General features: G+C 35.2%; 23 protein-coding genes. 9 read left to right on the forward strand and 14 right to left on the reverse strand.

The window, feature by feature from the left end:
- Nucleotides 1-131 precede the first annotated feature (131 nt).
- From U8521_RS11660 to U8521_RS11675, 4 genes are all read left to right on the forward strand, one after another.
- The gene (locus tag U8521_RS11660) at nucleotides 132-884 is read left to right on the forward strand and encodes a DeoR/GlpR family DNA-binding transcription regulator (protein ID WP_334332556.1); all 753 of its coding nucleotides are present in this window, start codon (nucleotides 132-134) and stop codon (nucleotides 882-884) included.
- Nucleotides 885-1805, forward strand: a complete 921-nt coding sequence (gene pfkB / locus U8521_RS11665) for a 1-phosphofructokinase (RefSeq protein WP_334332557.1) — start codon at nucleotides 885-887, stop codon at nucleotides 1803-1805.
- A 19-nt stretch (nucleotides 1806-1824) separates the two neighbouring features.
- Nucleotides 1825-3771, forward strand: a complete 1947-nt coding sequence (locus tag U8521_RS11670; RefSeq protein WP_334352814.1) for a PTS fructose transporter subunit IIABC — start codon at nucleotides 1825-1827, stop codon at nucleotides 3769-3771.
- Between the two features lie 336 nt (nucleotides 3772-4107).
- Nucleotides 4108-5805: a hypothetical protein gene (locus tag U8521_RS11675; protein ID WP_334352815.1), complete on the forward strand. Its 1698-nt coding sequence runs from the start codon at nucleotides 4108-4110 to the stop codon at nucleotides 5803-5805.
- Between the two features lie 94 nt (nucleotides 5806-5899).
- On the opposite strand, the gene map is transcribed toward U8521_RS11675, so the two are convergent.
- Together map and uvrC are read right to left on the reverse strand one after the other, a co-directional pair.
- Complete coding sequence (gene map / locus U8521_RS11680; RefSeq protein ID WP_334332560.1) at nucleotides 5900-6736, reverse strand: type I methionyl aminopeptidase; 837 nt, start codon at nucleotides 6734-6736, stop codon at nucleotides 5900-5902.
- 11 nt (nucleotides 6737-6747) lie between these two features.
- Nucleotides 6748-8565, reverse strand: coding sequence for an excinuclease ABC subunit UvrC (uvrC, locus tag U8521_RS11685; RefSeq protein ID WP_334352816.1), 1818 nt, complete (start codon nucleotides 8563-8565; stop codon nucleotides 6748-6750).
- A gap of 174 nt (nucleotides 8566-8739) precedes the next feature.
- On the opposite strand from uvrC, the gene U8521_RS11690 reads away from it, so the two are divergent.
- Nucleotides 8740-9297 (forward strand): hypothetical protein, encoded by a 558-nt coding sequence (locus tag U8521_RS11690; RefSeq protein ID WP_334352817.1) that lies wholly within the window; start codon nucleotides 8740-8742, stop codon nucleotides 9295-9297.
- A gap of 92 nt (nucleotides 9298-9389) precedes the next feature.
- Nucleotides 9390-9536, forward strand: a complete 147-nt coding sequence (locus U8521_RS11695) for an SPJ_0845 family protein (protein ID WP_334332563.1) — start codon at nucleotides 9390-9392, stop codon at nucleotides 9534-9536.
- A 290-nt stretch (nucleotides 9537-9826) separates the two neighbouring features.
- Here U8521_RS11695 and U8521_RS11700 read toward each other — a convergent pair whose 3' ends face one another.
- From U8521_RS11700 to U8521_RS11725, 6 genes are all read right to left on the reverse strand, one after another.
- On the reverse strand, nucleotides 9827-10333 hold the full coding sequence (locus U8521_RS11700) for a hypothetical protein (protein WP_334352818.1): 507 nt from the start codon (nucleotides 10331-10333) through the stop codon (nucleotides 9827-9829).
- Between the two features lie 141 nt (nucleotides 10334-10474).
- Nucleotides 10475-11176 (reverse strand): MgtC/SapB family protein, encoded by a 702-nt coding sequence (locus U8521_RS11705; RefSeq protein ID WP_334352819.1) that lies wholly within the window; start codon nucleotides 11174-11176, stop codon nucleotides 10475-10477.
- Between the two features lie 21 nt (nucleotides 11177-11197).
- Complete coding sequence (locus tag U8521_RS11710) at nucleotides 11198-11746, reverse strand: PTS sugar transporter subunit IIA (RefSeq protein WP_334352820.1); 549 nt, start codon at nucleotides 11744-11746, stop codon at nucleotides 11198-11200.
- 108 nt (nucleotides 11747-11854) lie between these two features.
- Nucleotides 11855-12307 carry a low molecular weight protein-tyrosine-phosphatase gene (locus U8521_RS11715; protein ID WP_334352821.1) on the reverse strand — a complete coding sequence of 151 codons (453 nt, stop codon included), beginning with the start codon at nucleotides 12305-12307 and terminating at the stop codon, nucleotides 11855-11857.
- Nucleotides 12307-12573 carry a helix-turn-helix domain-containing protein gene (locus tag U8521_RS11720; protein ID WP_334332568.1) on the reverse strand — a complete coding sequence of 89 codons (267 nt, stop codon included), beginning with the start codon at nucleotides 12571-12573 and terminating at the stop codon, nucleotides 12307-12309. The genes U8521_RS11715 and U8521_RS11720 overlap by 1 nt, the downstream gene beginning before the upstream one ends.
- A gap of 574 nt (nucleotides 12574-13147) precedes the next feature.
- Complete coding sequence (locus U8521_RS11725; RefSeq protein ID WP_334332569.1) at nucleotides 13148-14017, reverse strand: LysR family transcriptional regulator; 870 nt, start codon at nucleotides 14015-14017, stop codon at nucleotides 13148-13150.
- Between the two features lie 231 nt (nucleotides 14018-14248).
- Between U8521_RS11725 and U8521_RS11730 the strand changes: the two genes are divergently transcribed.
- Together U8521_RS11730 and U8521_RS11735 are read left to right on the forward strand one after the other, a co-directional pair.
- Nucleotides 14249-15871 (forward strand): malolactic enzyme, encoded by a 1623-nt coding sequence (locus tag U8521_RS11730; RefSeq protein WP_334332570.1) that lies wholly within the window; start codon nucleotides 14249-14251, stop codon nucleotides 15869-15871.
- A gap of 33 nt (nucleotides 15872-15904) precedes the next feature.
- On the forward strand, nucleotides 15905-16870 hold the full coding sequence (locus U8521_RS11735) for an AEC family transporter (RefSeq protein WP_334352822.1): 966 nt from the start codon (nucleotides 15905-15907) through the stop codon (nucleotides 16868-16870).
- A gap of 86 nt (nucleotides 16871-16956) precedes the next feature.
- Here the strand turns inward: U8521_RS11735 and U8521_RS11740 are convergent, their stop codons facing one another.
- From U8521_RS11740 to U8521_RS11765, 6 genes are all read right to left on the reverse strand, one after another.
- Nucleotides 16957-17808 (reverse strand): fructosamine kinase family protein, encoded by an 852-nt coding sequence (locus U8521_RS11740; protein ID WP_334352823.1) that lies wholly within the window; start codon nucleotides 17806-17808, stop codon nucleotides 16957-16959.
- A 40-nt stretch (nucleotides 17809-17848) separates the two neighbouring features.
- On the reverse strand, nucleotides 17849-18187 hold the full coding sequence (locus U8521_RS11745) for a PTS lactose/cellobiose transporter subunit IIA (RefSeq protein WP_334352824.1): 339 nt from the start codon (nucleotides 18185-18187) through the stop codon (nucleotides 17849-17851).
- Nucleotides 18187-19398 carry a PTS sugar transporter subunit IIC gene (locus U8521_RS11750; protein ID WP_334352825.1) on the reverse strand — a complete coding sequence of 404 codons (1212 nt, stop codon included), beginning with the start codon at nucleotides 19396-19398 and terminating at the stop codon, nucleotides 18187-18189. The genes U8521_RS11745 and U8521_RS11750 overlap by 1 nt, the downstream gene beginning before the upstream one ends.
- Nucleotides 19391-19723 (reverse strand): PTS sugar transporter subunit IIB, encoded by a 333-nt coding sequence (locus U8521_RS11755; RefSeq protein ID WP_334332575.1) that lies wholly within the window; start codon nucleotides 19721-19723, stop codon nucleotides 19391-19393. Before U8521_RS11755 ends, U8521_RS11750 begins: the two co-directional genes overlap by 8 nt.
- A 192-nt stretch (nucleotides 19724-19915) precedes the next feature.
- Nucleotides 19916-20248 carry a hypothetical protein gene (locus U8521_RS11760; protein ID WP_334332576.1) on the reverse strand — a complete coding sequence of 111 codons (333 nt, stop codon included), beginning with the start codon at nucleotides 20246-20248 and terminating at the stop codon, nucleotides 19916-19918.
- A gap of 46 nt (nucleotides 20249-20294) precedes the next feature.
- Nucleotides 20295-21440, reverse strand: coding sequence for a glycerate kinase family protein (locus U8521_RS11765; protein ID WP_334352826.1), 1146 nt, complete (start codon nucleotides 21438-21440; stop codon nucleotides 20295-20297).
- A gap of 136 nt (nucleotides 21441-21576) precedes the next feature.
- Between U8521_RS11765 and U8521_RS11770 the strand changes: the two genes are divergently transcribed.
- Nucleotides 21577-22302 carry an alpha/beta hydrolase gene (locus tag U8521_RS11770; protein ID WP_334352827.1) on the forward strand — a complete coding sequence of 242 codons (726 nt, stop codon included), beginning with the start codon at nucleotides 21577-21579 and terminating at the stop codon, nucleotides 22300-22302.
- Nucleotides 22303-22475 lie beyond the last annotated feature (173 nt).

Here is a 22475-nt window from a genome sequence, read left to right on the forward strand (position 1 = left end):
TGGAACTATGGTCAATTGTCCAGTTTTTTATTAATTGGTAAATATCACTTGAAAGAAATTGACCGTTTTTGAGATTTTTTGATTGATTTTGACCGAAAATGGTGTATTATATTTCTTGCGAGGTGATGAAAGTGCTTACCGAAGAAAGGCAACAAATTATTCTAGAACAATTAAAAATACATAATATTGTCAAACTACACGATTTGATTCCACTGACTGGTGCTTCCGAGTCCACCTTGCGTCGTGATCTGCAAGATTTGGAAAATTGTCACAAATTATTACGGATTCACGGTGGTGCTCAAAACGTTATTTCATTACATGAGGAACCGGCCCTTTCCCAAAAAGCAGCCGTGCATATTAATGAAAAGAAAATGATCGGTCAAACAGCCGCAAATTTAGTTCGAAATCATGAAGTTATCTTCCTAGATTCAGGGACGACGATTTCTTTCATGATTCCGTATTTAATTGAACATACAGACTTGTTAGTCATTACCAATAGTGTCGATAACGCTTCGATGTTGGCCGATTACAACGTGAACACATTTATTCCGGGGGGAAAATTAAAGTCATCTACTAAGGCTTTGGTTGGTTCAAATATCATTCAGACTCTAGAAAAGTATCATTTTGATCGTGCTTTTCTAGGAGCAAATGGTTTCTCGATTGATGCTGGGTACACTACACCTGACCCTGAGGAAGCAGCGATCAAGAGTTTGGCAATCAAACAATCCAATCAATCCTATGTCTTATCTGATAGTTCCAAGTTTTCGCAAGTTAGTTTCAGTCGTTTTGCTACTTTAGATGAGGTTCCATTAATAACTAGTAAGCTATCAGAAAAAGAAGCTAATTCTTTGACTAAATATACCAAGATTACGGAGGCAATCTAATTGATTTATACAATTACAGTTAATCCTTCAATTGATTATGTCCTACAATTGAAGAATTTAAATACTGGTGAGGTCAATCGTACCCAAAACGATGTCAAACTCCCTGGTGGAAAAGGTATCAACGTTTCCCGAATTATGAAGGAATTAAAAATTGATTCAACTGCCCTAGGCTTTGTTGGTGGTGCCACTGGTTCGATGTTTCAAGAACTATTAGCACAACACAATTTAAAAACAGCCTTTACTAAGGTAAAAGAAGACACAAGAATCAACGTCAAGATCAATGCTGTTGATCAAAATGAAGAAACTGAAATCAACGGTGCTGGTCCTGCTATCACTAGTGATGAACGTCAACAATTCATTGATGGACTAGATGGTGTTGGTGACGGTGATATTGTTGTCATGGCTGGAAGCCTTTGTAAAAATCTAGATGCAAGTTTTTATTTAGATATTGCTAAAAAAATTCAAGCTCAAGGTGCTGAATTCATCATTGATACTACTGGACAAGCATTGTTAGATACTTTGCCATTACATCCACTAGTAGTTAAACCAAACCATCATGAATTGGCCGAGTTATTCAACGTTGAATTTAAAGATCAACAAGAAATCATCACTTATGCTCGTAAGCTATTGGAAAAAGGCGCTAAACACGTTTTAGTTTCAATGGCTGGTGATGGTGCACTCTTAGTAACAAAGGACAAAGCTTACAAAGCCAATGCTCCTAAGGGTACAGTTATTAACTCAGTTGGTGCTGGCGATTCAATGATTGCTGGTTTTGCTGGTACATTTATGGAAACAAAAGATCCAATTGAAAGTTTCCATATGGGAGCAGCTTGTGGTTCAGCTACTGCATTTAGTCAAGATATAGCTGTTAAAGAAAAAATTGACGAAGTTTACAAACAAATTAATATTACAGAAGTTTAATTGAGGGGGACTCTTAATAATGGACTTGAAACAATTATTGTTAAAAGACGCCATGATTATGGACTTGAAAGCCACTACCAAAGAGGAAGCCATTGAAGAAATGGTTGATAAGTACTATCAAGTTGGCGTGATCGATGATAAAGATCTATATAAATCCGATATTTTAAAACGTGAAGCTCAAACAAGTACTGGTATTGGTGATGGAATCGCTATGCCACATGCTCGTGACAAAGCCGTTAAAAGAGCAACTGTGTTGTTTGCCAAAAGTGAAAAAGGTATTGATTACAAATCACTTGACGGACAACCTGCTTATCTATTCTTTATGATTGCTGCTCCAGACGGTGCTGATAATCTACATTTACAAGCACTAGCTGCACTTTCATCACTTTTGATCAACCCTGAGTTGGTTAAGAATTTAAAGGCTGCCAAAACAGCTGATGAAGTTCAAAATTTATTTGACCAAGCAATGAAAGAAAAAGAAGCAAAAGATAAGGCCGATGAAGAAAAAGAAAAAGCCAAGGCTGCTGCAGCTGCTGCTCAAACTGACTCGGATAAGAAAAAGCCTTACGTCGTTGCTGTTACTGCTTGTCCAACTGGTATCGCCCACACTTACATGGCTGAAGCTGCTCTAAAAGAACAAGCTGAAAAAATGGGAATTGATATCAAAGTTGAAACTAATGGCTCCGAAGGTGTCAAACATAAGTTGACTGCCGACGAAATCAAACGTGCTGACGGTGTTATTATCGCCGCTGATAAAAAAGTTGACATGCCTCGTTTCGATGGCAAACATTTAGTTAACCGCCCTGTCAGTGATGGTATCAACAAAGCTGAGGAATTGATTAACTTGGCTGCTGATCAAAAAGCTCCTGTTTTCCATAACGAAGGTGGAAACACTGATGCATCTGATGACGATGAAGAAGAAAAGAAATCACTATGGTCAAGAATTTATGCTGATTTAATGAACGGTATTAGTAACATGTTGCCATTCGTTGTCGGTGGTGGTATCTTGATGGCCCTTTCCTTCTTATTAGAGAATTCCGTTGGTGCTAAGTCACAATGGTTCCTATTCTTTAATAATGTTGGTAATTATGCTTTTAGTTTCTTGATCCCTATTCTAGCTGCATACATTGCCGTTTCAATTGGTGATCGTCCGGCTCTACTACCTGGTTTCGTTGGTGGTTATATGGCTTCACAGGCTACTGCATCAGTAGTCAGTTCTAAGAGTCCGGCCGGATTCATTGGCGGTCTTCTAGCTGGTTTTATCGCTGGTTGGGTTGTTGTATTCTTAAAGAAATCACTTAAGAAATTGCCTCAATCATTAGCTGGTCTTAAAACTATTTTGATTTATCCGGTTCTTGGATTATTAATAACCGGTGCAATCATGTACTTTGCTATTGATCCAATCTTTGCAGTTGTTAATGCTGCTATTACTCACTTCCTAGAATCAATGGGTACTGGTAACGCTGTTATTTTAGGTGCTCTACTCGGTGGTATGATGTCAATCGATATGGGTGGTCCTTTCAACAAGGCTGCTTATACATTTGCTATTGGTACATTTACAGCAACACAAGATGGTGCTTTAATGGCAGCCGTAATGGTTGGTGGTATGGTTCCACCTCTTGCAATTGCTATTGCTACAACATTTTGGAAGAATAAATTTACTGATCAAGAAAGACAAGCTGGTCTATCCAACTATATTTTAGGTATTTCCTTTATTACCGAAGGTGCTATTCCATTTGCTGCTGGAGATCCACTTCACGTTATCGGTTCTAGTGTTATCGGTTCCGCTATCAGTGGTGGTTTAACACAACTATGGGGAATCAACGTTCCTGCTCCTCACGGTGGTATCTTTGTTACACCACTTGCTAATAAGCCATTGCTTTACTTATTAGCTGTAATTATCGGGGCTGTTATCTCCGGTGTTATCTACGGTGTTTGGAAACCCGCTAAAAAGAATAATAAATAAGCTGAATGTCATGAGTTTGGGACATAACTATTTTTACTCCTAAACTTGCAGCATAAACGCGGAACAGGACATAACTCTTTCCGCTTAAAACAAATGGACCAAGGTAATCGAAGTACAATTACCTTGGTCCATTTGCCTTAATGCTCGAGAGTTGACCATGTCCTGTCCCGCTCTTTTTTTGAAAAATAATGAAAACAATAACATTTGTATCTCCTCATTGTTTGTTAATATATTTCTAATTTTTCTGTTCAAATTAGTAGTTTTATTCGGTATACTTGGAAACACTTTCAGGTATTAATCTGAAAAACTAATAATTTACATAAGGAGTTCCTTGCAATGAAGGCCAAAGTATTATTGTTATCTAGTCTCATTTTAGGAGGCTTTAGTGCTCCACTGGTTCAACCAACTACTGCCTTAGCAGTAGAAACAAATCAGAGCAGCAAAATCGATTCACAGGAAATTAAACTAAACGAGAAAGTTGATTTGAATAGTCTTCCTCAGACACTAAATCTTTCAATTGAGGCATACTCGTCTGCTAATGAATTATTAGAGAATGTAACTCTAACATTAGATGCAAGTGAAATGTCTAAATTGAAGAATGACCACAAAGTTAGTGTCACACTTCCTGATATTAAGACAAAATCCAACTGGGGTGGAAATTTAGAATACGCTCCTAAGGCGGAAAGTTCAGAAATTGTCTATGATGAAGCTAGTCAAAGCCTTGTACTCATTTCTGACAATCAAAAAATCACACATCCCATCTATAAATTAATTGATGGTACTGCTAAAATTCACTACGTAACTGAAGATACAAAAAAAGAACTCTTCGTTCATGAACAAGAACATGCCTTTAAGCCAGATGCTGAAGGAAAAAACGAATTTGTCATTACACCATTAGAAGAAATCTACGAAGCTCCCTATCCAATTGGATACTTTGATGCCTATGAATTAGATTTTGAAGGTTTAGCTCATTACATTCCCTTAAATGACAATACAACCGAAGTTGATTTAGACGAACCACTCATTCAAAAATACAACGAAACAGATATCAATAAAAATAGTGAATTTACTATTTACTTGAAAAAAGCCAAACCTTACACAATTAACTTCAAAGTTTATCTCGATAACAAAGAATATGTCTCAAGAACCATCAAAGGCGAACTCAACGGAACCATTCCTTTCCAGGAAGAACCTAAATTACCTGATCCAACAGTTGCTACTTTAAATAAATACAAAACAGCTTACAGTTCAACTAGCGAATACTTACCTCAATTAGGAACTGGTATCCAAACCGGTGCGGCTCTATTTTATCGTATCTTTGAGCGTAACTTTGACAATATTGGTGATGGTAGTACTAAAAACATGCTCAATACCGGAATTTATGGGATTACCGGTGAAGAATTAGAAGAGAACGAAGTTCCGGTCAGCAGCATGTATACTGGTCGTACTAGTACAATTGAACTTTACTATGAATCAATTAACCAAAATGACACAAATAATAACGATTCAAATTCTAACGAGAAACCTAATCCGGATGAAAATTCAAATCAAAAACCAGATACTGACAATGGGAATCAGTCCGCTGATAAACCCGGTAACAGTAATTTACCTAACAATAAGCCAACTAAATTTAACGGTTATGTAGGAACAATGAAAAATACAGTTTCCGTCTATTCTCTAAAAGATGGTCAAATGACTGTAGAAAAAAATAAAAAGCTAGCCAAGCATTCAGATTGGCGTTCAGACCGCATAATCATTATCGATGGCGAAAAATACTATCGCGTCGCTACTGAAGAATGGGTCAAAGCTGATGACATCTATCGTTATGAGCCAACAAACGGAATCGTTGAAACAATGAATTCTGAAATCACGCACCTAGTAAACAGTGATATGAAACAAGTTACCAATCGTGGCTTAGCTGCCAACACCGCTTGGAAATATGATCGAATCGCCTATTTAGGTGCTAATGAAACCAAACATTTCCGAGTGGCCTCACATGAATTCGTCAGTGCCTCTGACGTATCAGTAAAATAGTTTCAACTTTCTTGATTACAAAAAAATTTGAACCAAATAGGACCTGGTAATTTTTTGATTACCAGGTCCTATTTACTCTAATGTCTAGCCAATTCTAGGCTTGATTATGTTCTTTTAAATATTTACGTGCCCAAGTGAGATACTTCTCATCTTCAGCAGCATCTTGCGAAGTTAAAATTTTGGGACCATCAGCTGTAATAGCTAAAGTATGCTCATATTGAGCTGACCATGAGCCATCAGCACTAGCATAATAAATCCAATCATCATTAGGATCCTTAACTTCACGGTCGACGATTTCCCAAGTACCTTCATTGATCATTGGTTCAATCGTAATTGTCATACCATTTCTTAAACGAAGTCCTTTGCCAGGTTCTCCGTAATGCAAAACATCCGGTTGTTCATGCATTGTAGGTTGGATTCCATGACCACAAAGTTCACGAACATCCCCGTATCCATGTTCATCTTCAGTGTAATGTTGAATAGCATAACCGATATCTCCCAATCGATTACCTTCGATACTTTGAGCGATTCCTAAATATAATGACTTCTTGGTTACTTCCATTAAATCAGAAGTTTCTTGGCTAACTGAACCGACTGCATAACTCCAACATGAGTCACTTTGATAACCTTTGTAACTAACAGTCATATCAACTTTGACTAAATCGCCTTCTTGTAAAATCAAATCTTTTCTAGGTGTCCCATGAGCTACTTCGTCATTGACATCAACACAAGTGGCGTATTTATAGCCTTCAAATCCCTTTTCTGACGGAGTTGCCCCATGACTTACGATATAGTCATTAGCAAATTCCTCAATTGAATATGCTGAAATTCCAGGTTTAATAATATCTCTGAGTCCTAAATGAACTCCTGCAAGAATCTTCCCTGATTCACGCATGCCTTCGATTTCTCGTTCTGATTTTAATGTAATCATTTTATCTCCCCTTATCCTTTGTGATACTTTTTATGAAAGTTAGTACTTGCTAAAGTGATTTTAATAGTCTGTGCTGTCGTTTTGGGAATTCCTAAATCAGTTAATTGATCAATTGAAGCTTCTTTCATCTTCTTAACTGAACCAAACTTCTTCAACAGCTTTGTACGTGTCTTAGGACCAACACCTTGAATATTATCCAATTGTGACGATAAAGCATTTTTACTGCGCGTTTTACGATGGAATGTAATTGCAAAACGATGAACTTCATCTTGAATCCTTTGCAATAAGTAAAAACCTTGACTCTTACGGTCTAATGGCACTTCGACACCATCTTCACCAACTATTAGGTGCGACGTATTATGATGGTCATCTTTGACCATACCTGCAACAGGAATGTCGATTCCTAATTCATTAACCAAAACATCCATCACTGCACGTAATTCAATGATACCACCATCCATTAAAATTAAATCAGGTAGATTGCCATCTTCTTTAATCAAGCGAGAATAACGCCGATAAATAACTTCCCGCGTGTTTGCGGCCTCGTCGGCACCAGACTGATGTTCAACCTCTCCTTTAATTTTATACTTACGATAGCCACTCTTTTCTGGACGTCCATCTTTAAACATAACCATTGCTGAAACAGGATTTGTCCCTTGAATATGCGAATGGTCAAACGATTCGATTATGTGACCATATGGCAAATCAAGCGCATCAAAAATTTGTTGCTGTGCACCATAGGTCTGACGATTGTCTAATTCCATTAACCGGAATTTCTCTTGTAAAACTAACTTAGAATTCTCCGCGGCCATATCCATTAAATCTTTTTTCTGGCCTCGTTGAGGTGTTCTAAAAGGAACATTCAAAACTTGCGATAAAGTTTCTTTGTCTAAATTATTCGGAACTAAGATTTCTTTTGGTAATACTTGATTGCGACGATTGTAAAACTGCAAAATAAAAGTCGACAATTCCTCTTCTGGGGTATTGATACAAGCAAAGACCTTTTTTTCACGTTTCATTAAACGTGCTTGACGAATGAAGAAGATTTGAATCGAGATCCAACCTTTTTCAACATAGTAATTAAAAATATCTCTGGGAGTACTGTCATTTGAAATGATTTTTTGTTTCTCAACTGTCGTCTCAATATATTTAATTTGATCACGTAATTCAGCTGCGCGTTCATACTGCATTTTTTTAGCAGCTGTTTCCATTTTTCTAGTTAATTGACCTTTGATTTCGCCAACATTTCCACCCAAAAATTTTTTTATTTTTTCAATTTGTCGAGCATATTTTTCTTCAGGAACTGTCTTAAAGCAAGCCCCCAAACACTGTCCCATGTGATAATACAAACAAGGTCTACCTAAGTTGCCTTGACATCTTCTCAGTGGATAAACTTTTTGTAAAAAATTCAAAGTATTCGAAGCAGCATACACATTTGGATATGGTCCATAGTAATAGCCACCATCATTTTTAACTAGACCGGTAATTTCCATCTTAGGATCACGCTCATTCGTAATCTTAATATACGGATAACCAGTACCACGTTTTAATTTAATATTGTAATAAGGTTGATGCTTTTGGATCAACGTAATTTCCAATAAAAATGCTTCTTTGTCGTTTGAAGTAATGATTGTTTCAAAGTCACGAATTTCTGAAACGAGTCGTGCTGTCTTGCCTTCATGTGAACTCTTAAAATAAGAACGTACACGATTCTTTAAATTTTTAGCCTTCCCAACATAAATAATTTTAGAGTTGATATCTTTCATCAAATAACAACCTGGTCTGGGAGGTAAAAGGCTTAATTTATGTTCAAGATATTCAGTTGCCAAAAATATCCCCTCCTATCTAGTCCGAACTTATTTAATCTTAAGTTAATTTGGACAATTGTCAACTTTTGTGTAATTTTATAATTTATGAGCTAAATATTTCTTTTTAATATATTTTTGGAATATAATTTAAATTGAACAATTTAATTTTGTACAATTTATAAGGAGAAAATAATTATGACACAAAAATATTTAGCTAACATCGTTCCACTAAATGATAAATTTATTGGTACTAAGGCTCATGGAACAGCTAATTTCACTGAAACAGCAGATTCACTTCACATCGAAATCGAAATGTTTGACACGCCAAAAAACACCGAACATTGGGAACATTTCCATGGGTTCCCTGAAGGCAAAGATGCCCAAATCGCTACTAGTGAACAAGACATCAACCATGATGGCCTAGTTGACTTACCTGAAACAGAAACGGTTTCTGGTACAACTATGGTACCTTTTGATAATGCACCCCATCATATGAATATCCCTAATGATAACTATCCTATTTCCGATAAAAATGGTCACTTTAAATACGAAATCGATGTTCCTCTCAAAGAACTTCAAAATAAATTTAAGGAAGTTTTTGGAACTGATGATTTGGAATTAGATAAACGAGTAATCTATGTTCATGGAGTTCCACAAAGTCTTCAATTGCCTGCATCGGTCGCTGGGGCCGTTGGCAATTATGATGCACACACAACCCTACCAATTGCTACTGGTAAAATTGTTAAGGCATAGATTACAATTAGTCTGCGTGAATAATTGTTATTTGGTCAAAAACGTTCTATAATATGCTTAAATATATAGAAACTTGAAAGGGGCTGATACCGATGGGCTTAACAGTGAAACGCGAAAATGATTTTGGCAGTTTGTTTGATAAGTTTGCCTCTCTTCCCGATGATGTAAAAGAAAACGTAAAACGCGTAGATTCGGCAGATAAAAAATCTGCAAAAGATAAAAAAGAATCTAAAAAATAGTAATTAAAACTTCTCTTGTTTAATGTCACTTAAAAAAAAGTGAATGCCATTTATTTTTACTATTCTTTAAGAACCCTTTTGATATTAAAATGAAAACTCTTTGAATCCGATCAATTCAAAGAGTTTTTTGTTTGGTCAAAATAAAAAAACACCAATTAAGAAATCGGTGTTTTCTCTTTTAATCGACATCGAGACTTGCTTCCAAATTTCTTAGATCAATCAATTCTTGACACATTAAATATTCAAAATTATCGTCCAAGACACTATTGAATAATGGCATGGTTATCCCCCTATTTGTGTAATTTCATCTGAATAAAATTAGCAGAAATCACTGGTCGACTCATTTCACGACCCTTGTCGTTTACATAATTGTCAACCGATAAAACTTCCCCATAAAATTTAATCGCATCATCTTCTTTTAGGTTACTGATATTTTGTGCAAAATTAGCTAAATTATATTTTATCTTGCACATTTTAGAAACATCATTTCCATCAAGTGCTACTAACATATATTTGTGTTCAGAATCCAATTTTTTTATGTGACCAAATTGATAAATTTTTGAACCAAAGTAGAGCGAAGTATTTTCATACAGATTATCAAATGAAACAAAAGCATAATTTTTGCGTTGTCTTTCAAAATCTGAAACGCGCTCTTTTTTCTGATTCGCCGTCAAAGTAATTTCTGTGTCTGAAATGCTCCCAACAACATTGTTTTTGGAAAGAAGTAAATAACTAATCAATACTATGATTAAACAACTTAAAACAATGAGTGATTTGGATCGTAATATTTTTATCATTTAATTCCCCCGAATAAAAAAATAACAAAGGTCTAGTCAAATTACAATGAATTAAATAGACTTAATTATTTAAATACATATACATTATCCTAATGCATAAAAAAATATCTCTAAATTTATTTAGGGATATTTTTTTATGAGTTAGACATTGATCGTTTCGACCTTAATAATGTTTTCATTCATCGATAATCCTTCGACAATATCGACGTAATCAATATTTTTACCAAAATCTATTGAATAAACATTCGTATAAACTTTCGTATCATCGATCTTGGAAACACTAAATCTAACCCCTTCAACCGTAATATCATGATGCTGAAAGAATTCATCGATAAATTTTTTCGTATCGACTTTATGCCTGTATTCAATCTTTAGTTTACGAACCGGACTAATTTTAATGATTTTTTTCAAGAACCCTAAAACCGCGTAAACTACTAAAAATCCAACGATAGCAATAATATAATCGCCCATACCTATTGCTAAGCCTAAACATGCTACGACCCAGAGACTAGCAGCGGTCGTCAATCCGCGAATAGAATGATGCTCAACGATGATTGTCCCAGCACCTAAAAAACCAATTCCACTGACTACTTGAGCAATCAATCTTGCATCATCGGCTCGGATAACTCCCTTATATTGTGGATATTGACGTGCCATCTCTAAAGCATCGAATCCAATGTTCTTTTGAATCATGGCAATTATACAAGCGCCCAAACAAACTAAGATATGTGTTCTTAAACCAGCTGGACGATGTTTATATGCACGATCAAGTCCAATTATTCCAGAAAAAATAACTGCTAACAAGAGCCGAACCACGACATTCAGAATGCTTAACTGACTCAAAATAATCCCTCCATTATCCTTCTAGCTCTGTGTTAATAAATTGATAATTTGTTCAGCTGTCGTGGCTTCTTTTAATGCATAAACAAAACTTGGTTTTAACAGTTTTTTAGACAAACTGGCCATGAACTTAACGTGTTCAAAATTTGATTCTGGTTTTGGAATCAATAGACCAAAGACCAAATTTACTTTTTCATCGCCCCAGTCGATTGGATTCTCTAATCTCAAAATAACCATTGTCAATTTTAAAACCTGTTTCGATTGCACGTGTGGCAAAGCTATGCCTTCACCTAAGTTAGTTGAGGACTGTTTCTCGCGCAATAAGAAAGCTCCATAGATCTTGTCTTGATCTTCCACCGAAACAACTTGACTTAATCTTTTCAACACTTCGTTTCGAGATTGTAGATCTTCTTCAATAAAAATATTATCAGGGGAAAGAATTTGCGTGAAATCACACTTTTCTTCTTCCTGGGTACGACTTTTATTAGCCGTCGAATGAACATCATTAGTTTGAATTGGTTGATTGTCTGAAGAAAAAGCATCTTTAAAACGTTTCCACAAAGAATTAGCCATCACAAACCGCCTCCAATTATCAATACCCTCATCATACAATTTTTTTATATAAATTTCTCACACTTTAAAAGCAAAATAACCAATTTATTCAAATCTAAATTGGTTATTTTATTTACTTAACTGATCTAACCACAAAGGTAAGACTTCTGACAACTGATGAAAAGTCCGATCAAACTTGTGATCATACCAAGGATCTTCAATCACTTTTTGCTTATTCATTATTTCATAAGCTAGATGAATCTTGTCACGATCCGCCTCTGGTGCCATAGCCTTCAGATCTGAGATATTTTGTTGATCCATCCCAATAATCAAAGCCGCAGAATCAAAATCTGTTTGAGAGATTTGTTTTGCTGAATGTGGTACTAACGGAATATTTTCCTTTCTCAACTCAGCAATAGCTCCAGGATGTGGAGAATTGCCAATTTCATAAGTTGAAGTAGCTCGAGATTCTACCTCAATCACTTGGTTTAAATCTCTTTGAGCAACTAAATCACGCATCATCATTTCTGCCATTGGCGAGCGACAAATATTACCTAAACAAACAAAAATAATTGTTTTCATTATTCTAGTCCTAAACGTCTCTTAACTTCGTGCAATTGAGCTTCCAAAACTGGGTCTTTACGACTCAAAATATCCAATGCATTAGCTTGTGGCTCTTCAGTCTTAACTTGTTTAACTGAAGGTTTAGTCTTCTTATTGTATTTTCTAACCCAAGCAGCTACTTGTTGATATGAGATTCCGTATTTTTCGCCAGTAGCTTTATAGTTGTTATCATGTTCTACCGCATATTGTGCAATTTCTTTTTGTTGACCCTCGTTGTACTTCATACTAAAAACTCCTAAATAGCTTATTACAAAAAATTATACCATAGAAAATATTGTTGTTTCTTGCTCTAACACAGTTTTTCGACCCATAGGTAAAAAAATGCACAAAAAAATGGTAGCTCAGGGAGGAACCACCATTTATCCGACAATTTTGTCATTTTATAATCATGAAATTATCAGGGGGATTAGGTCAACAGCATAACCACTCCCCACAAACAATAGTAACACACTACTAGCCATTTTCCTTCAGTTTACAAAAGTCAACATATTTTTATAAATACAAATTTATAAAAATGTAAAAAGACCATTATAAATGGTCTTTACCACATTAAATGAATCAAACAATGAACTATCCCGTAATTTTTGATTCATTTTTATTATAAAATTTGATAATAATGAAATATAAATGTAAATACTTTTAAAATATTGATGATATATTTTTGAGGTTTTCATTCACATATGAAATTTTTCATATATCCTTAATCACTATTATTCAAATATGCCATTACCCATTGGCAAAAACAATTTTACATCATTGGGCTAGACCTGTATACCACGAATTTTTGATATTTACGATTTAAATATTTTTGAAAATGTGCATCAATTGTGCCAAGGTTTCATTTCCTACCATATTATGACGATAAACAAACAAAATATAAAATGGAGGTAATTGAATCTCATCAATATCAATCGTTTGAATTCCGGGAACTCCTTGAATTGCAGTTTCAGTAACAAAACTAAATCCTTCATCAGCTTTAACTAAATTCATCATTAAATGATAATCCGGAGTTTTAAACATCGTATTAGGGCTGACATTGTATCTTTCAATAATATGTTGCAACACTCGACTATGAACTGAGCCTTCATCTAATGAGATAAAATCTTCATCAAATAAGTCCTCCACCGTTTTTATTTTGGAAACATCTCGTTTGGCTGACGCAATAAATTTAAAATGATGTTCTTTAATTAATTGGTAATCAAGATGATTTTCTTGGGGTAGTATTGTTGAACCCAGTAGTGACAGATCAATTTCACCATTTTTCAACTGTGTCAATAATTCACGTGAACTCTTTGCCACCGGAATAATTGAGTTCAATAAATCGGCATCCCGCAAACGATCAAAAACTTTGGGAATCACATAGTTGGTGATAATCGGTGGCCAGCCCATCACAATTTTTTCACGTTTAATCCTTTCCATATCATCACTGATCAAATCATCTTCCAAAAGAATGCGATTAATATGAGATAACAACTGTTGGCCTGCATATGTTAATGATAAAGAATTAGCAAAACTCTTCCGTTTAATTAGTGATAATCCATAAGTTTGTTCGAGTCTTTTAACTGAATAGGTTATCGTTGGTTGACTAACACCGAAGAAGTTAGCAGTATCAGAAAAGTTTTTTAATTCAGATAATTTTTTGAAATATTGATAATCTTTTAAATTCATTTTCCCCACCTATAAATTTTATTTATCAAAGTACACATATTTGACTATATTTTTTATCATGTATTATTATACATTCGAAAGTTAATTAAAGACATTGCATATTTCATATATTGTATGCGAATTATTATTTATTCAATATTGGACATTTTATTTTAATAATTATGATATGTATACAAAATGGAAAGATTGTAATATCTATATGATAAAAGAATATTTTAGGAGGAATCATTTATGAAATATGAGGGTTTAGATTTACTCAATAATCATTTCTTAAATAAAGGTACTGCCTTTACTAAAGAAGAAAGAAAAGAAAACCATATCGAAGGTTTGCTTCCACCATTCGTTCAAACTTTGGATCAGCAAGTTGAACAAGCCTACGAAAACTATTCTAAGAAAGCAACTTTCTTAGATAAGAGAAATTACTTGATGGACATCTTCAACGAAAACGTTACTTTGTTCTACAAGTTGTTCAGCCAACACGTTAATGAATTCATGCCAGTTGTTTATGATCCAACAATCGCTGACACAATTGAAAACTACAGTCATTTCTTCTTAGATCCACAAAATGCTGCTTTCTTATCTATCGATGATCAAGATGAAATCGAATCATCATTGAAGAATGCCGCTAAAGGTCGCGACATCAAGTTGATCGTTGTTACTGATGGTGAAGGTATTCTTGGTATTGGTGACTGGGGTGTCCAAGGTGTTGACATCTCTGTTGGTAAATTAATGGTTTATACAGCTGCTGCTGGAGTTGATCCTAAGTCAGTTCTACCAGTTGTACTTGATGTTGGTACTAACAACAAAGAACTTCTTTCAGATGACCTTTACATGGGTAATCATCATCAACGTGTAACAGGTGACAAGTATTACAACTTCGTTGACAAATTTGTTCAAACTGCTGAAAACTTGTTCCCTGACATGTATCTTCACTTTGAAGATTTTGGTAGAAGTAATGCTGCTAATATCTTGAACAAATACAAAGATGATATTTTGACATTTAACGATGATATTCAAGGTACAGGTATTATTACGCTTGCTGGTATTCTTGGTGCTTTAAACATTTCTAAACAAAAGCTTACCGACCAAGTTTACTTATCATTTGGTGCTGGTACTGCCGGTGCTGGTATTGCTAAGAGAATCTTCGACGCTATGGTTGAAGAAGGACTTTCTGAAGAAGAAGCTAAGAAACACTTCTATCTAGTTGACAAACAAGGTCTCTTGTTCGATGACACAGAAGACTTAACACCAGAACAAAAACCATTCACAAGACAACGTAGTGAATTTTCAAATGCTGATGAATTGACTAACTTGGAAGCTGTTGTTAAAGCAGTTCACCCAACAATCTTAGTTGGTACTTCAACACAACCTGGTACATTTACAGAACCTATCGTTAAGGAAATGGCTGCTCATACAGAACGCCCAATCATTTTCCCACTTTCAAATCCTACAAAACTTGCTGAAGCAAAAGCTGAAGATCTTTTGAAGTGGACTGATGGTAAAGCCCTTATCGCTACAGGTATTCCAGTTGATCCAATCGAATACAATGGTGTTACTTACAACATTGGACAAGCTAACAACGCTTTGGTTTACCCTGGTCTTGGTCTTGGTTCATTAGCTGTTAATGCTAAAGTTCTTTCAGATGGTATGATCAACAAAGCTGCTCACTCATTGGGTGGAATCGTTGATGCTACACAACCTGGTGCCGCTGTACTTCCTCCAGTTTCAAAACTAGACAAGTTCAGTATTACCGTTGCTGAAGGTGTTGCACAACAAGCCATTGATGAAAAATTAACATCAGCTACTGATGCTAAAAAGGCTGTTGCCGACGCTAAGTGGGAACCTAAATATTAATTATTAAAAATGTAAAAAAAGGGGAATTTTTTTATGGCTGCATTTATCACTTCTCTAGAAAGTGTTGCTGAAATCGTACTAGTTATCGCCTTAGGGTACTGGCTTAGAGGGTCAGGTCGTTTAGGTGATGAATTTAAGGGTAATATCTCATTCATCATTATGAAAATCGCTTTACCTGCTTCAATCTTTGTTTCTGTTTTGAAGTATTTAAACAGAGATAAATTAGCAAGTTTATCTGGTGGCTTGGTATTTACCTTTGCCAGTTTCACGTTAGGCTACATCATAGCTTGGATTTTAACTAAAGTCTTCAAAATCAAAAAAGGTCGTCGTGGTACTTTCATTAACATGTTCGTTAATGCTAATACAATTTTCATCGGTTTACCTTTGAACATGGCCTTGTTTGGTGACAAGAGTTTACCTTACTTCCTTGTTTACTATGTTATGAATACAATTTCAACTTGGGCTGTCGGTATCTTCTTCATCTCAAGTGATGATCCAACTGTTGATAAAGGTGAAAAGAAAGATTTCAACTGGAAGAAATTACTTCCTGCTCCACTTGTTGGTTTCTTAGTTTCATTAGTATTCTTACTATTAGCAATTCCTGTTCCAGAATGGATCAATAAGACCTTAGACATGGTCGGTGGTATCGTTACACCAATGTCTCTTATCTACATTGGTATCATCTTGGCTGACGCCGGATTGAAATCAATTAAATTTGACCGTGATACAATCCTTGCCTTAGTTGGTAGATTTATCATTGCTCCTGCTCTTATGATCGGTATCATCCTTCTAGGTAAATCAATGATGGGTACTAACCTACCAGCACTAGAAAGCAGTTCATTCATTATCCAATCAGCTGCTCCTGGTCTAGCTGTTCTTCCTATCCTAGTCGACCAATCCCATGGTGATGTCGATTATGCAACCAACTTGGTAACAACTTCAACTGTTCTTTTCGTTATCGTTGTGCCAATCTTGATGCAAGTAGCAAACTTGATTTAATTATTGAAAACAATTAAAACCAATTCAAATCCTCCATTAAAATAGAAAAAGCCGTCAACTTCTGCGTGTTGACGGCTTTTTTGTGTCTAATTTTGTAGGCTCTGTATTAAGGTCTGTTCTAAACTTGGACCATATGTTTCACCAAACAAATTAACATGAGCTAATAAGTAATAGCTTTGATACCAAGGAATTCGCTTTTGCCAATCTTTAGTAAGCGGGTAAACACTCTCATAACCTTGATAAAAATCAGCATTAAACCCGCCGAACAATAATGTCATTGCGATATCCATTTCGCGATTACCATAAAAAACATCTGGATCAAATAAAATTGGCGAACCAGTCTTTGTAAAAGCGACATTCCCATTCCAAAGATCTCCATGTAATAAACTCGGTTTAACCGGATTTTCTTGATAAAAATCACTCACTCTTTTTTCGAATTTATCAAAAAGATCTTGGCGATAGTTATTCCAATACCCCTTGGCCTTAACTTTATCCAGTAATACCTCTAATCGTTGCTCAATAAAAAATTTGCCCCAATTAGTCTGCCAAGTATTTATTTTAGGATTCTTAGCATTTAAAACATCATTGTCCAAACCAAATTTAGGAGCATGCTTCTGATGCAGTTTAGCCACCATCTGACCTAACTCAAATTGAGAACCTTGACCAAATTCAATAAAATTTTGAATTAAATAACCACAGCCTTTGAAAGTTCCAATACGAATCACCTTTGGAGCATTAATAACAGCTCCCATTAAATCTAAGCCTTCTTTTTCATGGAAAAAAAAGCTTTCGTCATTGTTTGGTTGAACTTTTAAAAAATACTCGGACTCATCAGTAATAATTTTAAAAGCCAAATTAATATCACCACCAGAAACTGGGACGATACTCTTAATTTTCCCTAGTTGTAATTCTTGATACCAACTGTCATCGACTAACAACTATAAGACCTTCTTTTTTCTCCATCATAACAAAACTATTTTAATTTTTCTTAGATTCTTTTCTTTGAAAAATTTCGATTAAATGTTTAGTCAAATTATATTCAGAGTTCACCGACATCAACGTGTCTTGAGCATGAGTAAACAAGACTGAATAACTAACTTGATCCCCAGCAGCTTCTTTTTGGATCCGTTGTGTCTGTAAAGCATGTGCGGTAACTAGTTTTTGCTTAGCAGTTGAAAGATTTTTTCTGGAAGCTTCATAATCCCCATCACCTATCAGATCTAACGCCTGCATTATTGATTTTCTAGCATCTCCAGCTTCAATTATAATCTGCATACTTTGACGTAACTCTTCATTATTTTCTTGTTCATCCAGCATTAGTTTTCCTCACTCATTAATAATTGTTTATCGTAAGCTTTAAAAAATGGATACCAGATAATACTTGAAACAATAAAAATAATTAAGACTAACATTATTGAGCCCACTGTTCCAGCATTGATCCAAGTATTGATTGGAAACGGAATGTACCACATTTGAAAGACTTTAGTTGGCACTTGTCCAAGCCCAATTTTTAAAGCTATCCAGATAATAATTGGTAAGACTATTCCTTGAATCCACATGGGAATCATTAAAAAAGGATTCCAGACAATCGTTCCAAAAACTACCGGTTCATTGATGTTAAACAAACTGGGAACAAAGAAAGCTTTGCCCATGATTTTTAAGCGTTTTGACTTTGCCAAACCTAACATCATCAAAACTAAAGGCAAGGTACAACCAACTCCACCGATCCAAAGATAAGTCGAATAAATCGTCTCACCTGTGACAATGTTACTAGCACCATTAGTTTGGTTAGCTTGAATAGCAGCTAGATAAACCGGTGCTGTTACTGGTGTTAAGACCCAAGTTGAAATACCCATTGAATAAATTAAACAATAAATGAACATTATTAAAACAAAACCTGGCAAAGTCTCAATAATGCCAGATAGTGGTGAAAAGAAAGCAATAATCAATTGATAAACGTTGATTTTTAAGACATCAACTAGAAGCCAACCACTACCAATAACGATTCCAATCGGTAGCATTGAATCAAACCAAGCAGTTACAAAGTCAGGAATAGCAGTGTCTTTTTTAAAAAAACTAAAAGTTCCAAAAAATTCCATAACTAAAGCACTAAAAATTCCACAAATAATTGCGACAAACATCCCACCAGCACCAAAAAAACTAAATTGAAAAATGGCATTACCCTTTTCCATAACTGGATGTGTCAATAAAAGAAATACCCCTAATGATGAAAAACCAGCGATGATTCTTTGTTTCGCTAATTTCTTTCGTTCCATCATGTTAAAAGGAATCAAAAAAGCTACAAAAATAGAAACAATTCCAAAAGTAAAGTTACTAATACCCCAAAAATCTGGCCACCATTTAAAAATATTGCCGAATAAACTCAAACAAGTTATTAATGAACTAACCAAAATAAATGGTAACGTTTGTAAAATCGAATCTTTTAAAACGCTGATCCAAATGTTCCGACTGATCTTATCCATTTTGGGAGCGACGTTTTCTTTAAACAATGTCATAAAGTTATTCATCAGCGTTTCCTCGATTCTGACCAATAACACTTTGTAAATGTTCCAAAGCCTTTTTGCCGTCTAAAATTGAATAATAACTTGGATCCATCACAATCACTTGAATCGCTTTTCCAGAAACCATCTGTTTGATCTCATCTTCGAGAAACGATAGATGTGGACCCACCATGACTACGTCGATTTCCTCTAAATAATTTTCTAGCTCTGCTTCACTACGGGCTTGAATGTGGTAGTTTAACCCTTGTTTAGCAGCAGCTTTACGCATACTGACTGCCATGAAACCAGATGAGGCACCTGTCCCACAGACTAATAAGATTCTTAAACTCATTTTCTCTCCTTCTCAATGCAAACTTGCAGTAAATAATTTAAAGAAATTGAGATTAAAAGTCAAATTTACCTTTATTATTAAAATTTCTCTAAGAATCCTTTGATACCAATAAAAATAGCCAATAATTCGTTAATTATCATAACAATTATCGGCTATCTCTTACGTAAAATTTGTGTAAATAAATTGTAAATTTTATTTCTTTGGTGACAATAATTCCACTAAACGATTAACTAGATCAGCCACACGGTGACTATCATTAGCAATTATTTTAGTATCACGTGTCTGTACCATTGTGTGAGTGACTAATAACAAACTAACTGAATCAGTTTCATCATTAAATTTACCGATCGGTAAAGTCAAATTGTGATCATACATTGGTACCATGCCCTCTTCAACTCCGATGATTCGAGATTTGTCAGGCATACTTAAAATATATTTTTTTATTCTTTCAAGACTAAATTTGTCTTGATAAAAACCATAAATAACTTCTAACTCACTCAAAATAAACTTGATCTCATTATTCATTAATAATCACTCCCATTGATCGATGCTTCAATATTATCTTATCACTTTAAACTTCCCGCTGTTTTTGAAGCAATCGTCCAATATTTTGACAAATTTGTTGTAAATTTTCATCAGTATTTTTGATGGCTTCTGATAAATCCTCAACTCCTGGAACACAGCTAAAGATTGCGTCAATTCCCAAAGGATATAACTCGGAAACTTTTTCGCCGATCGACCCTGCAATAGCGATAACAGTTGCCTTAGGATTGACTTCTTTTGTGGCTTTAGCAACGCCGATCGGTGTTTTGCCAAATTTAGTTTGAAAGTCAATTTGACCCTCACCGGTGACGACAATATCAGCGTCTGCTACAGCTTTTTTCAAACCAGTATATTCAACTACAATATCGACCCCTGATTTCATCTGAGCGTTAGTAAAAGCCATCAAACCAGCTCCTAAACCACCAGCTGCTCCGGAACCAGGAATTTCCTTAATATCTTGATTCAAATCACGCTTCAAAATGTCAGCATAATGCGACAAAGCCTCATCTAAGAAATTGGTCATCTCTTCATTGGCACCTTTTTGTGGACCAAAAACATGACTAGCACCGTTTGGTCCCGTCAAAGGATTTTTGACATCAGAAGCTATAATAATTTTTACCTTATCTAAATCTTCAAGCATGTCCGAAGTATCAATAGAAGAGAGCTTCTTCAACATTGCCCCACCATATTGCAATTCTTTACCATCTTTATCTAACAAATGAGCGCCTAAAGCTTGTGCCATACCAGCTCCTCCATCGTTAGTCGCCGAACCACCAATTCCAATAATGATCGTTGTTGCACCATTTTGAATTGCCGCCTTAATTAATTGACCAGTTCCATAAGTTGTTGTGATATAAGGATTTTGCGTAAATTGGTTAATGTATTGAATGCCACTAGCCTCGGCCATTTCAATCACTGCAACTTTACCATCGTCAATCAAGCCAAAATGGGCTGAAGTTGGATTTCCTAAAGGATTAATGACTTCAACAGTGACGATTTGACCATTTTTAGCATCAACCATTGATTGAACAGTACCCTCACCACCATCAGCCATTGGTACACTGACAAACTCAGCATCGGGATAAACCTTTTCAAAACCATCACGCATAGCTTGAGCAACCTCTTTAGCTGTTAAAGAATTCTTATATGAATCTGGTGCTAACACAATTTTCATTAATTCCACCTCGAAAGTATTTTCCATAGTTTTATGGTGCTACAAAGCTCTGTATTTGTCCAATTGACCAGATAAATTAACAAATAAAAATAAACCGTTAAAATAATAATTAGAAATCACGATGAGGAGATTTATTATGACTTTAATGAATTTAAGCTACCGAACTAATTATTTACACACTTACTTCAAAACAACCGTTGCTGTCCCTGATACCGACGAAAATGAATATCCAGTCGTCTGGTTACTACACGGCTACACAGGTGACAATACGGCTTGGAGTAAGCACGTTTATATTGAAGAATTAGCTAACAAGTACAATTGGGTCATCATTATGCCAGATGGATTGAATTCATTTTATTCAGATGCAAAGTTTTTATCATACTATTCATTTTTCTTCGAAGAGTATCTACCCAAAATGCAAAAATTGTTACCAATTTCAACCGATCGGCAAAAGAATTTTATCGTTGGCTCTAGCATGGGCGGTTATGGAGCTTTAAAATTTGCCTTCAAAAATTCTGATAAATTTGGCAAAGTGGCTGCTCTCTCACCAATCACTGACATCGAACATTTTCGAGACAACCCCGATTCACCAATGAGTAAAGATATCTTTGATACGATTTTCGACAATCCCGAAGCCGTCAGAAAAAATCAACTGACAAACATTTTCAACAAAGAACAACCTAAATTAAAAATTTTGACCTTGTGCGGTGATAAAGATTTCATGCACGAAGATAATGTCATGTTCAAAAACTTTTTAAGCATTCACGCCAAAAATAATTATACCTGGATGCCCGTGAATGGAAATCACTCCTGGAAAATTTGGAGTAAGTATTTGTCAACCGTTTTTGATTGGCTAAAATAAACTTAATCATTTGAATTCAAAAAAGAGTTTGGGACATAACTCTTTCCGCCTAAAACAAATAGACCGTGGTAATCAAAGAACAATTTGAAGTGCAACAGAAAAGTTAGACAAAATTATATTTTTTAAATTACTAAGGTATGTTCCCTGTATTCACGGGGGGACATACCTTTTGT

Source organism: Companilactobacillus miaonis (assembly GCF_036913615.1).
Classification (GTDB): domain Bacteria; phylum Bacillota; class Bacilli; order Lactobacillales; family Lactobacillaceae; genus Companilactobacillus.